The sequence below is a fragment of the Plantibacter sp. VKM Ac-2885 genome (genome assembly GCF_015351205.1).
GTDB lineage: Bacteria > Actinomycetota > Actinomycetes > Actinomycetales > Microbacteriaceae > Plantibacter > Plantibacter auratus.
This window is the reverse complement of the sequence record NZ_JADKSK010000001.1, coordinates 865,014-879,935: the sequence shown is the minus strand read 5'-3', so window position 1 is coordinate 879,935 and position 14,922 is coordinate 865,014. Positions and strand designations below refer to the sequence as shown.

The 14,922-nt window shown below is 71.2% G+C and carries 14 protein-coding genes; 8 read left to right on the top strand and 6 right to left on the bottom strand.

Annotation, left to right across the window (positions count from 1 at the left end; translation table 11 throughout):
- Window positions 1-77: 77 nt before the first annotated feature.
- Window positions 78-2,102, bottom strand: coding sequence for a DUF2264 domain-containing protein (locus tag ITJ66_RS04305; protein WP_194643662.1), 2,025 nt, complete (start codon window positions 2,100-2,102; stop codon window positions 78-80).
- The gene (locus tag ITJ66_RS04300; RefSeq protein ID WP_202938617.1) at window positions 2,102-3,121 is read right to left on the bottom strand and encodes a hydroxyacid dehydrogenase; all 1,020 of its coding nucleotides are present in this window, start codon (window positions 3,119-3,121) and stop codon (window positions 2,102-2,104) included. Before ITJ66_RS04300 ends, ITJ66_RS04305 begins: the two co-directional genes overlap by 1 nt.
- A 128-nt stretch (window positions 3,122-3,249) precedes the next feature.
- On the opposite strand from ITJ66_RS04300, the gene ITJ66_RS20100 reads away from it, so the two are divergent.
- Together ITJ66_RS20100 and ITJ66_RS04290 are read left to right on the top strand one after the other, a co-directional pair.
- Window positions 3,250-5,208: a heparinase II/III family protein gene (locus tag ITJ66_RS20100; RefSeq protein WP_194643660.1), complete on the top strand. Its 1,959-nt coding sequence runs from the start codon at window positions 3,250-3,252 to the stop codon at window positions 5,206-5,208.
- Entirely contained in the window at window positions 5,205-6,344 is a 1,140-nt protein-coding gene (locus ITJ66_RS04290; RefSeq protein ID WP_194643658.1) for a substrate-binding domain-containing protein, read from the top strand. Before ITJ66_RS20100 ends, ITJ66_RS04290 begins: the two co-directional genes overlap by 4 nt.
- A gap of 59 nt (window positions 6,345-6,403) precedes the next feature.
- Here the strand turns inward: ITJ66_RS04290 and ITJ66_RS04285 are convergent, their stop codons facing one another.
- On the bottom strand, window positions 6,404-6,898 hold the full coding sequence (locus ITJ66_RS04285; RefSeq protein WP_194643655.1) for an FBP domain-containing protein: 495 nt from the start codon (window positions 6,896-6,898) through the stop codon (window positions 6,404-6,406).
- Window positions 6,899-7,225: 327 nt separating this feature from the next.
- Between ITJ66_RS04285 and ITJ66_RS04280 the strand changes: the two genes are divergently transcribed.
- Window positions 7,226-8,434 carry a cysteine desulfurase-like protein gene (locus tag ITJ66_RS04280; RefSeq protein ID WP_194643654.1) on the top strand — a complete coding sequence of 403 codons (1,209 nt, stop codon included), beginning with the start codon at window positions 7,226-7,228 and terminating at the stop codon, window positions 8,432-8,434.
- Between the two features lie 80 nt (window positions 8,435-8,514).
- Here ITJ66_RS04280 and ITJ66_RS04275 read toward each other — a convergent pair whose 3' ends face one another.
- Together ITJ66_RS04275 and ITJ66_RS04270 are read right to left on the bottom strand one after the other, a co-directional pair.
- Complete coding sequence (locus ITJ66_RS04275) at window positions 8,515-8,796, bottom strand: hypothetical protein (RefSeq protein ID WP_194643652.1); 282 nt, start codon at window positions 8,794-8,796, stop codon at window positions 8,515-8,517.
- A 97-nt stretch (window positions 8,797-8,893) separates the two neighbouring features.
- Complete coding sequence (locus ITJ66_RS04270) at window positions 8,894-9,376, bottom strand: MarR family winged helix-turn-helix transcriptional regulator (RefSeq protein WP_194643649.1); 483 nt, start codon at window positions 9,374-9,376, stop codon at window positions 8,894-8,896.
- Window positions 9,377-9,481: 105 nt separating this feature from the next.
- On the opposite strand from ITJ66_RS04270, the gene ITJ66_RS04265 reads away from it, so the two are divergent.
- The 3 genes from ITJ66_RS04265 to ITJ66_RS04255 all read left to right on the top strand — a co-directional run bounded on the left by ITJ66_RS04265 (window position 9,482) and on the right by ITJ66_RS04255 (window position 11,783).
- Entirely contained in the window at window positions 9,482-10,054 is a 573-nt protein-coding gene (locus ITJ66_RS04265; RefSeq protein WP_191940362.1) for an NADPH-dependent F420 reductase, read from the top strand.
- Between the two features lie 66 nt (window positions 10,055-10,120).
- Entirely contained in the window at window positions 10,121-11,005 is an 885-nt protein-coding gene (locus tag ITJ66_RS04260; protein ID WP_194643647.1) for a PD40 domain-containing protein, read from the top strand.
- A gap of 79 nt (window positions 11,006-11,084) precedes the next feature.
- Window positions 11,085-11,783, top strand: a complete 699-nt coding sequence (locus ITJ66_RS04255) for an IclR family transcriptional regulator (RefSeq protein WP_194643645.1) — start codon at window positions 11,085-11,087, stop codon at window positions 11,781-11,783.
- Between the two features lie 6 nt (window positions 11,784-11,789).
- On the opposite strand, the gene ITJ66_RS04250 is transcribed toward ITJ66_RS04255, so the two are convergent.
- Window positions 11,790-13,163, bottom strand: a complete 1,374-nt coding sequence (locus ITJ66_RS04250) for an MFS transporter (protein ID WP_194643644.1) — start codon at window positions 13,161-13,163, stop codon at window positions 11,790-11,792.
- Window positions 13,164-13,320: 157 nt separating this feature from the next.
- On the opposite strand from ITJ66_RS04250, the gene ITJ66_RS04245 reads away from it, so the two are divergent.
- Window positions 13,321-14,103: a 2-keto-4-pentenoate hydratase gene (locus ITJ66_RS04245; protein WP_194643641.1), complete on the top strand. Its 783-nt coding sequence runs from the start codon at window positions 13,321-13,323 to the stop codon at window positions 14,101-14,103.
- Complete coding sequence (locus tag ITJ66_RS04240) at window positions 14,088-14,900, top strand: HpcH/HpaI aldolase/citrate lyase family protein (protein ID WP_194643639.1); 813 nt, start codon at window positions 14,088-14,090, stop codon at window positions 14,898-14,900. The genes ITJ66_RS04245 and ITJ66_RS04240 overlap by 16 nt, the downstream gene beginning before the upstream one ends.
- Window positions 14,901-14,922: the final 22 nt, after the last annotated feature.

Sequence of the window (14,922 nt, the reverse complement as noted above, 5' to 3'; positions counted from 1 at the left end):
GATGGCGGTGCTGGTGGCGGTGCAGGTGGCGGTGCTGGTGGAACAGGGATGCTGCGGGATGGAGAGGTCGGTGGGCGTCAGTGCGACGCGGGCAGGTCGAGCGAGGTCGTCGCCCCGTCCGGCCAAGTGATGGTGCGGCCGGTGGACCCGGCGTCGCCCGCGATCGCCGGGGCGACGACGCCCGGCTGCGTGGCGCCGTCCAGGAGGAGCGCGAACGCGTGCCAGTGGTCCGGGCGGACGGGTGCGTCGGTCTCGCACCACGGCGTGCCCGAGCGGGGTCCGAGCGGGGTGGCGTCGTCGAGGTCGCGGACGCCCGACCGGAGCGCGCCGGTCGGGAACGGGTCGCGCTCGTTCGGGAACGCGACGACGGCCGAACGCACACCGTCGGTGACGGCGACCGCCGAGGTCGGGTCGGTGGCGACGGCCAGGTCACGACCGCTGACGGTCCACCCGCCGACACGCAGTGCGCCGAGCGGAACCTGGTCGCCGGCGCCCGGGACGACGCGGACGAACCGCACCTCCCACGGGCCCCGGACGGCCGAGCAGAGGTCGATCCGCGCGCCGGTGCGGGTCCGCTCCGCCGCGTGGCCGTGCCCGTGGTCGGGACCGTCGACGTCGGCGTCGATCCAGCGTGCGACGCCCGACGACGTCGCCCAGCCGGTGGACGACCCGTCGGAGGTCGGCAGCGTCGTCAGCCCACCCCGGGAGAAGCCGGAACGGTGACTCGGGGAGCCCTCGGCGTCCAGGAGCACGACCGATCCGTCGAACGGGTCGCGGGCATCGGCCGAGAGCACGGGCGCGTTCGCCGTCGAATAGCCGAGACGCGCGTACAGCGGGGCGTCGCGTTGGGCGACGCCGTCGTTCGCATGGTCCGTCCCGTGGTTGACGACACGGACGATGCCGTCGGCGGTCGTCCCGCTGACGATCCAGCCCGGGGCGACGATGGTGCGGAGGACGTCGCCCCGCTCGATCGGCAGTGGTTCCTCGATCGCAGTCCACACCGGATGGTCGGCCGGGAGCGCGAGCCCGAGCATGCCCTTCGATGCCCAGTAGGGCGACCCGGGGCCGGAGTAGGACTGTGCGAGCTGCCGCCACTCCTGGTGCCAGCCGAGCGTCAGGATCCCGCGGTCGTCGGGGGCGCCGGCGGCGTCGAAGTGCGACACGACTCCGCTGGCCGCCCGACGGACGAGTCCCGGCGAGAGCGCGGTCGATCCGGCCATCGCACCGGCCCAGAACGGCGCCGCGGCGGCGAAGCGGTAGATGAGACTCCGCCCCTGGACGAGCGGTGAACCGTTCGCGCCGACGAGTGCGACGGCATCCTCCAGGTAGCGGTCGAGGTGGGCGTCGTAACGGTCGAGTCGAGCCTGATGCGGGTGGCCCGGCGCGAGCATCGTGCGCCACAGCACCGGGTAGAGGTGGAGCGCCCACCCGGTGTAGTGGTCGTAGGCGCGCGTGCCGCCGTCGGCGAACCAACCGTCCTCACGGAAGAACCCGTCCGCGATCGCGAGGTCCTCCTCGAGGTCCGCCTCGAGGTCCGCCTCCGAGAACGGGCCACCGACCGTGCGCAGGAACTCCTCGACGACGATGCGGAACCACACCCAGTTGATGGGCGGGTACGGCTGGCCGATGACGGTGGCGAGCCAGTCGATCGTCGTGCGCTTGGTCCGGTCGTCGAGACGGTCCCACAGTTCGGCACGGGTGAGGTGGAGTCCGATTGCGATGGCTGCGGCCTCGACCTTGGCCTGGTCGACCTCGTCCGGCCGCGGCCACCGCTCCGGGGAGTCCGGGTCGGTGCCCGACGCGAGGCCGGCGGCGTAGCGCTCGACGAGGTCGCCTGTCCGTGCAGGATCACCGGCGATGCGGAAGGCGGCGAGCATGAACGTCCGCGCGAACCCCTCCAGTCCGTCGATGTCGGAGCCGTAGCCGCCTGGCGCACCCGGGAACAGGATGCGGGCACGACCGGGCGAGGTGAAGGGTTCGGCACCGCCGAGCAGCCGGTCCGCGAGGTCCTCCCAGTGCCTGCGCGTCCAGCCGGTCGACGGTGACAGGGTGCGGTCCAGGGCGAGTGTCTCCGACACCGGGGCGGTCAGGAGCGCGACCATCAGGCGCTCACCCCCAGGTCGGCGACCCGGACGGCTTCGCGCGGGTCCTCGCCGTTGAGGAACCGCTCGAGGTCGTCGAGCGCCGCGTCCGTCATGCGCAGCGTCTCCCGGCCCAGGGAGCCCGCGATGTGCGGGGTGATCGAGACGTTCGGGAGGTCGAGCAGCGGCGAGTGCACGGGCAGCGGTTCCGGGTCGGTGACGTCGAGGATCGCGTCGAGGCGTCCACTCGCGCACTCCGCTGCGAGGGCGTCGGTGTCGAGCAGGCTCCCGCGGGCCGTGTTGATCACCGTGGCGCCGTCCGGGAGCGCTGCGAGCTGAGCAGCCCCGATCATGCGCTTCGTCTCCGGGAGCTCCGGGGCGTGCAGCGAGAGCACGTCGACGTTCGGCAGGAGCTCGTCGAGCGGGACGAGGCGGGCTCCGGCCGCGGTGACGGCCGTGGCGTCGGCGTAGGGGTCGGCGACGAGCACCTCGACCGCGTCGAGCTGCTGGAGCAGGGCGACGACGCGACGGCCGATGCGCGAGAAGCCGACGACGCCCACGCGGCGTCCGAGGTTGGACAGGTTCGTGGTCTCGAGCAGCGTGCGCCACTCGCGACGGTGCGCCCGAGGGTCGCGGGCGAAGACCTGTGCCCGCTTGCCGGCGAGCACGATCGAGGCGAAGGTGAACTCGGCGACCGGGATGGCGTTCGCCTCGGCGGCCGTGGTGACGACGATGCCGCGCTCCCAGACCGCGTCGGTCACGAGTGAGCGGACCGTGCCGGCGCAGTGGAAGACCGCGCGCAGCCGGGGCATGCGGTCGAGCCGCTCCGCCGTGAGCGGCGGGGTGCCCCACGAGGTGATGAGCACCTCGACCTCCGCGAGCCGTGCGGCGAGCGCCGGGTCGTCGAGGTCGCCGGTGGTCTCGTCGTCGCGGACCTCGCACAGCTCGTGGAGCCGGGCCAGGCGGGCGTCGTCGAAGAGCGTCGAGAACACGTCGGGCCACATGGCGACCAGGGCTGCGGGGCGCGCGGCGTTCGACATCTGGTGCTCTCCTTCGAGTGGGCCGCGGTTGCATGCGGTTGTCAGGTAGTGAATACTCCAATCCGATCGGAGTCAAAACAGTCGATCACAAACGAACAAGCTCGATCGAAGATGATCATGGAGACGTCGTGAATCCACCCTCGCAGACCGCACCCGCAACACCGGCCACCGATGAGCTGCGTCGGTCGCACGGCCCATTGGTGACGGCGTGGTCACAGCGCCCAGCGACCGCACTGCGGTCCATCGTGCCGGACGGCGACTGGAGCTCGATCGACCGACGGCTGCTCGACGCGTTCGTGGCGCAGGCCGCCACCGAAGCAGCGCGGGACGACCGTGCCGCGACGCCCTGGCCGCAGCCGCTCTTCTCGCAGTACAGCGCCTACCCGCTCGCCGGGGAGCGCATCTCCTACGAGACGGCGGTCGGCGACCGACTCGCACGCCTCTCCCGCTCCGTGGTCCTCGCCGCCGCGTCCGCAGCCGGTGTCGCGGTTCCGGCGCCGCACGACCCACTCGCCGAGGTCGCCGACGGCCTGTGGCTCCTCGCGGAGCAGACGACCTGGTGCTGGGCGGCCCACGACGACGCGTTCAGTCGGTTCGGGACGGTCACGCCGTCGCTCGACGAACCGTTCCTCGACCTCGGCGCCGGTGAGGCGGTCGCGGCCGTCGCCTGGGCGATCGCCGTCCTCGGCGACGAGCTCGACGAGCGCTACCCGGGCCTCACCGACCGGCTGCGAGCCGAGGCCGAGCAGCGGGTGTTCCGACCGTTCCTCGACCGCGACGACTGGCACTGGCTCGGCCTGGATGTCGACCCTGACGGCGAGCCGGTCGTCCTCCACAACTGGAACCCCTGGATCCTCGGCAACACGATCGCGGCGGCGGCTGTGCTCTGCAGCCCCGACCGCGCCGAGCTCGTCATCGACCGAGCGGTCGGCGGCATCGACCGCTACCTGGCGGGCCTCCCTCGGGACGGCGCGATCGACGAGGGCTGGGAGTACTGGTGGAACGGGGCGGCTCGCGCCCTCGAGGCGGTCGAGACCCTCGATCGTCTCGCCGGCGGTCGCCTCGCGCTCGACGACCTCGACCTGCTGCCCGAGTCACTGCGCTTCCCGCTGCGGATGCAGCTGTCCGCCGACTGGTACGTGAACGTCGCGGACGCCCGAGCACGCGGTGACCGCTCGCTCCCGTTCGACCTGCTGCATCGCTGGGGTCGGCGACTCGAGCTGCCGGACGTCGTCGCGTACGCCACGGCCCATCGCGATCCCGGCGCGCCCGTCGGCACGGACCGGGCCGGACTCGGGCGTCTCGTCCGCGTCTGCCTCGATCGTGCGTGGGCGGTCGCGGACGCCCGGAACGCGACGTTGCCGCTGCCAGCATCGGTCGACCTGCCGTCGATCGGCGTGGGTCTCGCCCGTGAGCACGACGGGCGATCCGACGGACTCGCGGTCAGCCTCAAGGGTGGCCACAACGACGAGAACCACAACCACAACGACCTCGGCAGCGTGATCGTCGCGCTCGACGGCGTCCCCGCGGTCATCGATCCCGGGCGGCCCACCTACGACGCGCGGACCTTCGGCCCGGACCGCTACGACATCTGGTGCATGCGCAGCGACTGGCACAGCGTCCCGGCACCGCGCGGTCTGCTGCAGCAGCACGGACCGGAGTTCGCGGCGCGCGATCGCCGGGGCGGAGACCAGGGCGCACAGGCGAGCTGGTCGATGGACCTCGCCGCGGCCTACGGGCTGGCGGAGCACGAACACTGGCGCCGGACCGCGACGCTCGACCGCACGGCGTCACGGGTCGTGATCGAGGACGTCTGGACCCTCGACGACCCGGCGGGCACGGCCGTCACCCTCATGCTGTGGGGTGACGTGACCGAGGTCGATCAGGCGAGTCTGCGCGTCCGTCGACCGGTCGCCGACGTCCGGGACGTGATGCTCCAGCATGACGCGACCGAGGTCGCGATCGAGGTCGTCCGGCTCGACGACCCGATGATGCGGTCGTCCTGGGGCGAGACGATCACCCGCGTGCGGCTGCTGCCGCGTCCCGATGCGGATCGTCTGCTCGTCACCGTGGAGGCCGCACGATGAGCGACGACGGCGACCGGGGAGCACCGGCCGGCGCCGGACCCTCGCAGGTCTTCGGCATCGAGCGCCGCGAACGGATCATGGACGAGGTCCGACGCAACGGTTCCGTCGTCGTCCGCGAACTCGCCGTCATCCTCGGCGTCACGGAGCTGACGATCCGACGCGACATCACGGCGCTCGCCGACCTCGGGCTCGTCACGCGGGTCCACGGTGGCGCCACCGCCCGGAGCTCCCTCGATCAGACGGTCGCGCGATCCGCCGACGCCGCCGGCCCCGCCAGGTACCGCATCGGCATGGTCGTGCCGTCGCTCAGCTACTACTGGCCGCAGATCGTCAACGGCGCCCGCGCCACGGCCGCCCTCAGCCGCTCGCAGCTCGTGCTCCGCGGCTCGTCCTACGATCCGGCCGACCAGCGCCGGCAGATGGCCGCGCTCGTCGAGACGGGTGGGATCCACGGGCTCATCGCCGTGCCCGACACCGCGGGCCAGGACGGGTACGCCCTCCTCGCCTGGCTCGACGCACTGCCGATCCCGGTCGTCCTGGCCGAGCGTCGCGCGCCGTCTTCGCTCGCGCTGCGCTCACTGGAGTGGGTGACGACGGACCACGAGTTCGGCGCGGTCCTCGCCGTCCGCCACCTGTACGAGCAGGGGCACCGTCGCATCGGCATCGCCGCGGCGCGGCACTCCCCCACCTCCGACCACCTGCGGCGCGGGTGGGCCAGGGCGTCCGCGGACCTCGGGCTGGACACGGGCCTGACGGTGAACGCCGAGATCGACGACGTCGAGAACGGCGCGAGGGACGCCCGGCTGGGTGCGCTCGTCGACGAGTGCCTCGCCACGGGGACCACCGCGCTGTTCGTGCACGCCGACCCGCAGGCGATTCTGCTGGAGCACCACTGCCTCGACCGCGGCGTGCGGATCCCCGAGGGCCTCGCCATCGTCGCTTACGACGACGAGGTCGCGGAGAACGGCGAACCGCCCATCACCGCGCTGCGCCCGCCGAAGCAACACATCGGTCGCATGGCCGTCGAGACGATGGTCGCCCGCCTGTCGGAGGGCCGTCGCCGCCCGACGCAGCGCACCCAGGTCCTCCCCGAGCTGCAGGTCCGAGCCTCGTCCCTGACCGCCCCGTCCGCCTGAATCGCCCGAATCTGCACAAAATCAGCCGGATCTCGCGCAGATCCGGGCGACTCAGCGGGTCAGCCGACGCCGTTCAGGACCGAGGAGGCGAAGGAGGCGGCACGGACGCCGAGCGTCGCGATGCGCTCCTGGCGGGCCGCCTCCGCGTCGAAACCGACGTAGGCGAGCGGTGGCAGCTTCCGCACGTTGGCCGAGCACTGGAAGTCGGCGCAGACGAGCGTGCCGACCGTGTCGCCGTTCTTGCCGGCCTGTCCGGCCCGCTTCGCGCTGTAGAACACGACGTCGTTGCTGAGCGTGATGTCCTGGCACCACGCGCACTGCGGCCGGGTGCGGGGCATCGCGTCGGCCTGCCGGAGCAGGATGCCGACGGGTTCGCCGTCGACGATCGTGACCACGTAGGCGCGTCGCGGTAGCTTCTTGTCGCGCCACCCGAGGAAGTCACGCACCTCGAAGTCGAGCGTGTCGAAGTCGACGGGCAGGCTCACGTCACTGACCTCCTTGCGCGACGCGTTGACGAAGGAGGCTCGGATCTGGGATTCGTTCAGGGGGATCATGGGTTCACCGGTTCCGGCTGGGCCGTCGTGGAGACGGCGGAGAGACCCTCCGCGCGTCGGTGCGCTGCGGTGGGTGCGTCAGGGTGCGCGGCCCCGTCGTCGTCGCTCGGACGAGCGCGACGGACGAGGCCGACGTCCTCACCGGGTGGGCGAGGTGGTCGACCGGGTGCGCTGCTCTCTCGGGCCGGCGTTGCGGACGCCGACGACCTCCAGACGCCCGACACGGGGCGGAGCGATGAGCATGGACACACAGGCACTGTATCAAGCGATGGCGCGCTCGCTCCCCTGGTCCGCACGTTCAGGCTCCTGGCGCGGCAGGATGGACGCATGACCCTCGACGTCGCCCTCCTCCGCACCGCGTTCCCCTCCCTCGCCTCGGGCATCGCCCACTTCGACGGCCCCGGCGGCACCCAGACGCCGCTCGCCGTCGGCCAGGCCATCCTCGACACCCTCACCGGGCCGCTGTCCAACCGGGGCTCGTCGGTCGCCTCCGAGCGTCGGGCGGACGACGCCGTGACCGCCTTCCGTGCCGCGTGCGCCGACCTGCTCGCCGCAGAGGAACGAGGCATCGTCTACGGTCGCAGCGCGACCCAGCTCACCTACGACTTCTCCCGACACCTGTCGCGCGGCTGGATCGCCGGCGACGAGATCGTCCTGTCCCGACTCGACCACGACGCGAACGTCCGCCCGTGGGTGCAGGCTGCGGACCGCGCGGGTGCGACCGTGCGCTGGATCGATCTGGACCCGGCGACGGGCGAACTCGACCTCGCCGACCTCGACGACCTCATCACCGAGCGGACGAGACTCGTCGCCGTGACCGCCGCGTCGAACCTCCTCGGCACCATCCCGCCGGTGCGGACGATCGCCGACCGGGCGCACGCGGTCGGCGCGCTCGTCTGGATCGACGGCGTCCACTACACAGCGCACCACGTCGTCGACGTCGAGGCCCTCGGCGCCGACTTCTTCGTCTGCTCGCCGTACAAGTTCTTCGGGCCGCACTGCGGTGTCCTCGCCGCGTCGCCGGCCTTGCTCGAATCGATCCACCCCGACAAGCTGCTGCCGTCGACGAACGTGGTGCCCGAGCGCTTCGAGTTCGGCACGCTGCCCTACGAGCTCATGGCCGGCGTGACGGCGGCCATCGGCGTGCTCGCGTCGATCGACCCCGGTGACGCCACGACGAGGCGCGACCGTCTCGTGGCCTCCGCCGCAGCCGTCCACGAACGAGAACTCGCGCTACGCACCCGCATCGAGGAGGCTCTCACAGAGCTCGGCCCGCTCGTCGAGCTGCACTCGCGAGCCGCCGAGCGCACGGCGACGCTGTTCATGACGTTCCCGGGCAGGCGTGCAGCCGACGCGGCCGCGTTCCTCGCCGCTCGCGACGTCCTCGCACCGGCTGGCTCGTTCTACGCGGTCGAGCCGTTCGCGGCACTGGGCCTCGACGACGTCGGCGGCCTCCGCGTCGGCGTCGCCCCGTACACCTCGGACGAGGACGTCGACCGCCTGCTCGACGGCATCAGGGCCTTCCTCGCCGACTGAACGGCTCGCGGGCTGACCGGCTCGCGGGCTGAACGGCTCGCCGGTTGAACGGTTGGCGAGGCGCCCCGGCGACAGCGACCTCAGGGCCGCTTGCCGCCCTCACGTCGCAGCACGACGAACCCGGCGACCATGACGACCGCCCCGAGGACGAGGGTGATGATCCGGAAGAACCCGAAGTCGTCGACACCGAAGATCAGGGGTCCGGCCAAGAGGAACGTGGCGCCGACGAAGTACCAGACGGAGGTCGTCCCACCGTTGAGCGACGTGGGCGGCGGCGTCGATTCGGGCTCCGCCGAGGCGGGACCGTCCTGAGGCACCTCGTCCCCGTGTGGTGCAGGTTCGGGCTGCGTCGATCCGGTCATCATTCGCTCCGATCCGCGTCGCGCTCGGTGGTGTCCACGACGTCGAGCCCCACGCTACGCAGCCCTCGAGCCCGGCGAATCCCCCAGGTGACGGAGATCAGGCCTCGCTGGCGAACATCCGGCCGTCGGGGTCGAGCTTCGTCAGGAGGGCGGCGGAGATCTCACCGAGCTGCTCGATCTGCGCCGGCGTCAGTGCGTCGAGCACGAGCGACCGCACGTGCTCGACCTGGCCCGGCGCAGCCTGGACGACCTTGTCCCAGCCCGCATCGGTGAGCGTCACGTTCGTCGCCCGTCGATCCTCCGGGCACGGCGTCCGCGCCACGAAGCCGGCCTCCTCCAAGCGCGTCAGCACCCGCGACAAGCGGGGCAGCGTCGCGTTCGTCCGTGCCGCGAGCGCCGAGGTGCGCAGCGTGCGGTCCGGCGTCTCGGACAGCATCGCGAGCGTGAAGTAGTCGAAGTGCGTCAGGTGCTCGTCCCGGGTGAGCTGGAGGTCGAGGGCAGCCGGCAGGAGTTCGAGCACCGCGGCGAAGCGCACCCAGGAGCGTTGCTCGTCGTCGCTCAGCCATCGCGTGTCGGTCATGTCTCCAGCGTAGCAATAGTTGCGCCTACAACTAACCGGTGTTACGTTAGTTGTATCAACAACCAATTGACCCGTGACCAGGCGGCCACGAGAAGGAGCATCGTCATGACGAACGTCACCATCTTCGGAACCGGCAACATGGGCAGCGCCATCGCCGGCGTCCTCGCAGCAGGCGGCGCCTCCGTCGACCACCTCGGGTCGGCCGAGACCGGCACGATCACCGGCGACATCGTCGTCCTCGCGGTCCCCTACCCGGCCCTCGCGACGATCGTCGAGCAGTACGCCGACCAGCTCGCGGGCAAGGTCGTCGTCGACATCACCAACCCCCTCGACTTCTCGACCTTCGACGCCCTCACCGTCCCCGCCGGCAGCTCGGCTGCAGCGGAACTGCAGGCGAAGCTCCCGACGTCCCACGTGCTCAAGGCCTTCAACACGAACTTCGCCGCGACCCTCGCCGCGAAGCAGGTCGGCGATGTGACCACCACGGTCCTCATCGCCGGGGACGACGCCGACGCCAAGGCGGCACTCCAGCAGCTCGTGACCGCCGGTGGCCTCGAGGCCGTCGACGCCGGGTCGCTGAAGCGCGCGCACGAACTCGAGGCGATCGGCTTCCTGCAGCTCGCGCTGGCGGCGTCGGAGAAGATCTCCTGGACCGCGGGGTTCGCGCTCGTCAAGTAGTCGTCGGATCGTGATCCGGGAGCAACGATCCTCCCGGATCACGACGGACTGGAGGACGATGGGCGCATGACCTTCCGCGCCCTCGCCCCCGGCCAGCGTTCCAGCGTCCTGCTCGGCGGGCCGCACGATGACGCGCCCGTGCTCCTCTTCGAGACCGACGAGCTCCTCGTCGAAGCACCGAACTGGTCCCTCGACGGCCGGACGCTGCTCCTCAACGGCAACGGGCGGCTCTGGGCGCTCGCGGTCGATGACCCGACCGCGGGGCTCACGCCGATCGAGTTCCACGGCCTTCCCGAGCTGAACAACGACCACGTCCTCGACCCCGATGGCGAGCACATCCTCCTCTCGGCGATGGACGGTCACATCTACCGCGGCGCGCTCTCCGGCGGGCCGGTCACGAAGCTCACCGCTGACGACGACCGGTGGCACTTCCTCCACGGCGTCTCGCCCGATGGCACGCGGATCGCGTACGTCGAGCTCGAAGGTTTCGAGCACCCCGGTCGACTCGCGATCGCTCCGGCGGTCGAGGGCGGCGGCCCCGTCACCGTCCTCGACACGGGCGACGGCCACCTCGACGGTCCGGAGTGGTCTCCCGACGGCCGGTGGCTGCTCTGCAACACGGAACACTTCGGCTCGGCCCCGGGCCATGCGCAGCTCGCACGGATCCCCGACGGCGGCGGCGAGCTCGAGCGACTCGTCGTGAGCGACACCGTCGACTGGTTCCCGCACCTCTCCCCCGACGCCCGCCTGGCCTCGTACATCGCCTTCCCCGCCGGCACGATCGGACACCCCGCCGACCTCGACGTCGAGGTCCGGCTCGTCTCGACCGACGACTGGGCGACCCCGCTCCGCCGCTACCCGCTGTTCGGCGGGCAGGGCACCCTCAACGTGAACAGCTGGGCACCCGACAGCTCACGGTTCGCCTTCGTCGCCTACCCGATCGACGACTGAGTCGCCCGACGCTGCACGGTTTCGACGAAGAATCGCACCGATCAGGGCAACTCGAGGGGCTCGTCGATAGGGTCGGAGCGTGACCGATGCCAGCAGCGCCCACTCCCAGACGCTCTCGCGCGGCATCCGGATCCTCGAGGTCCTGGCCGATGCGCGCACCCCGCTCACGATCGACGCCCTGAGCGCGACGCTCGGTCTGCACCGCAGCGTCACCTACCGGCTGCTGCGCACGCTCGAAGACCACCGCCTGGTCGTCCGCGACGGTACGGGACGGATCGCACTCGGATCGCGCCTGGCAGCCCTCGCCGCCGGCGTCTCCCACGATCTGCAGGCCGCCGGCCTGCCGGAGCTGACGGCGATCGCGAACGAGCTCGGCATGACATGCTTCCTCACGGTGCTGGACGGCGACGAGATCGTCACCCTCGTCAGTGTCGAGCCACGGCACACGATGGGGTCGATCGCCCAGCGGCCCGGCACCCGGCACCCGGTCGGCGTCGGCGCTCCCGGCAAGGCGATCGCGTCCCGTCTGCCTGCGTCCCAGTGGCCGGACGCCCTCGACGATGACCACCGCGCCGAGCTGGCGGTGGTCCGCGAACAGGGCTGGGCATCGAGCCACGACGAGGTCATCACCGGCCTCCGCGCCATCGCCGCCCCGCTCGCTGTGCACGGCTCGCCGGCCTCCGCCCTCGCGGTCGTCTACGTCTCCAGCAGCCGACCCGAAACCGAGATCGCGGCCCGCCTCATCGAGGGGGCCGCGACCATCGCGTCGTCGGTCTGACCGCGGCTACCTCCGCGCGCCGTAGACCTGACCACGGCTCTGCTCGTCCTCCGCCTCGCCACCGAGCGGGATACCCGTGCGGTCACGGAGGAGGAGGGTCGCCGCGAAGGCGATCACGATCATGCCGGCGATGTAGAACGCGACACTCGTCGACGACCCCGTGACCTGCACCAGCCAGGTCGCGATCGTCGGCGCGAACGCGCCACCGAGGATGGCCCCGATCGCGTAGGTGACCGACACCCCCGTGTACCGGATCGACGCGGGGAACAGTTCGGCGAAGTACGCCGCCTGTGGCCCGTAGGTGAAGCCGTTGCCGATCGTGAACAGCGCGAGCCCGAGGAACAACAGCCTCGGGTCACCGGTGTTGACGAGCGGGAAGAGCACGAAGACGGTGGCCAGGAACGCGACCCAACCGATGATGTAGGTGTTGCGTCGGCCGATCCGGTCGGAGAGTGAACCCGCGAACCACGTGACGATGAGCCAGACGATGGCCGACCCCGTCACCGCGAGCAGCACCGGCGTCCGCTCCATGCCCACCAGGCCACCGTCGGCGAGCGGCGTCGTCGCGTAGTTCTGGATGTAGCCACCCGTGGTCATGTAGCCGGCGGCGTTGTTGCCGGCGAAGGTGAGCGCCGCGAGCAGCACGAGCAGCCAGTGGTGGCGGAAGAGCTCGACGATCGGGACCCGGCGACGCTCCTTGTTGCGGGCGAGCGCCACGAAGACCGGGCTCTCGTCGACCTTCCGGCGCACGACGTAGCCGACGATGATCAGGACGAAGCTCAGCAGGAATGGGATCCGCCAGCCCCACTCGAGGAACGCCGCGCCGGGCGAGATCACGCCCGTCATGAGGGCGAGCATGCCGGAGGCGAGGAGCAGTCCGATCGGGACGCCGATCTGCGGGAAGGCACCGAACCGGCCGCGGCGACCGGTGGGGGCGTGCTCGACGGCCATGAGGACGGCGCCACCCCACTCCCCGCCGGTCGACAGCCCCTGCAGGATACGCAGGAGCACGAGCAGGGCGGGGGCGACGATCCCGATCTGGTCGTACGTCGGCAGCAGACCGATGAGCGTTGTGGCAGCACCCATGAGAAAGAGCGTGATGACGAGCATCTTCTTCCGGCCGATGCGGTCGCCGAAGTGCCCGGCGACGAACGCGCCGAGCGGCCGGAACAGGAAGCTGACGCCGACCGTCGCGAACGACAGCAGCAGCGCGGCCTGCGGTCCGGCGGGCTGGAAGAAGAGCTGCGAGAAGACGAGTCCAGCGGCGCTCGCGTAGAGGAAGAAGTCGTACCACTCGACCGTGGTGCCGATGACGGTGGCGAAGGCCACGCGCCGGAGTTCCGCGGGCGTCGTCGCTCGCGCCAGTGATGCGGTTGTCATTGTCTCGAGACCCCTTTGTCCGTCGCGGCCCGTCATTGGACCGCCAGAATGTACACCACATCGTATACAATCGTGGTCACCGCGCAAGAGGCAGTCGATGACGACGCACCGTATCGTGATCGCAGGCCGCAGTCGACGCAGATGAGGACGGGACGCGATGCAGGATCACGAACGACAGGCGATCGCCGACGAGCTGGCGGCGGCGCACGAGGAGCGGAGCGTCATCCCCCTCCTCACCGCCCGGCACCCCGGCATGACCATCGAGGACTCCTACGCCGTGCAGGCGCTCTGGGCCGAACGCCGCATCGCCGCCGGTCAGCGCGTCGTCGGCCACAAGATCGGCCTCACCTCGAAGGCGATGCAGCAGGCCACCGGGATCACCGAACCCGACTACGGGGTCATCCTCGACGACCAGGTCTTCGACTCGGGCGCGACGCTCGACTTCGACGCCTACTCCAACGTCCGCGTGGAGGTCGAGCTGGCCTTCGTCCTCGGCCGCCCACTGCAGGGCCCGCACTGCACGATCTTCGAGGTGCTCGACGCGACCGATCACATCGTCCCCGCGCTCGAGGTCCTCAACTCCCACATCGAACTCGACGGTCGCACGATCGTCGACACCATCGCCGACAACGCGGCGCTCGGTGCCATGGTGCTCGGCGGAACGCCCGTCCGCCCCGACGCGATCGACCCGCGCTGGGTCTCGGCCCTGCTGTACCGCAACCAGACCATCGAGGACTCGGGCGTCGCCGGCGCCGTCCTCGGACACCCGGCACTCGGCGTCGCGTGGCTCGCCGGCAAGCTCGCCCAGCACGGCGGGAGTCTCGCCGCCGGGGAGGTCATCCTGTCGGGATCGTTCACGAGACCGATGTGGGTCGAACGGGGCGACACCGTCCACGCCGAATACCAGGGACTGGGAGCCGTGACATGCCGATTCGAATGACCCTGCCGCCGACCTTCGGCGAGCGCCTGCGCACCGCGGATCGCCCCCTCATCGGAATGTGGGTGGTGTCTGGCAGCCCGATCGCGGCGGAGATCGCGGCGGGCAGCGGGCTCGACCTGCTCCTCATCGACGGCGAGCACTCGGCGAACACCCTGGAGAGCATCCAGCTACAGCTGCAGGTGGTGGCCGCCTTCCCGGTGTGTCCACTGGTGCGGGTGCCGTTCGGCGACGCGGTCGTCATCAAGCAGGTGCTCGACCTCGGGGCACAGAACCTCATCGTGCCCATGGTGTCGTCGGCCGAGCAGGCGGCGGCACTCGTACAGGCCGTGCGGTACCCGCCGCAGGGCGTCCGCGGGGTCGGCAGCGCGCTCGCGAGGTCCTCCCGCTGGAACCGGATCGACGACTACCTCGCGCAGGCGAACGATTCGGTGTCGCTCACGGTGCAGATCGAGTCCGCGGAGGCCGTCGAGCAGGCGGACGAGATCCTCGCGGTCGACGGCGTGGACGCGGTGTTCGTCGGTCCGGCCGACCTCTCGGCGTCGCTCGGACTGCTCGGCCAGCAGGGGCACCCCACCGTGGTCAGCGCTGTCGAGCGGGTGCTCGATGCCGCCGCCGCCGCGGGGAAGCCGGCCGGCGTGAACGCCTTCGACCCCGTCATGGCGGCGCACTACCTCGACCGCGGGGCGTCCTTCGTCCTCGTCGGTGCGGACGTGTCGCTCCTCGCCCGCGCATCCGAGCAGCTGGCCGAGCGCTTCATCGACGGCCGGAGCGACGCGACCCGCAGCGACGGGTACTGACCCTTCCCCACTGTGTCCGGAT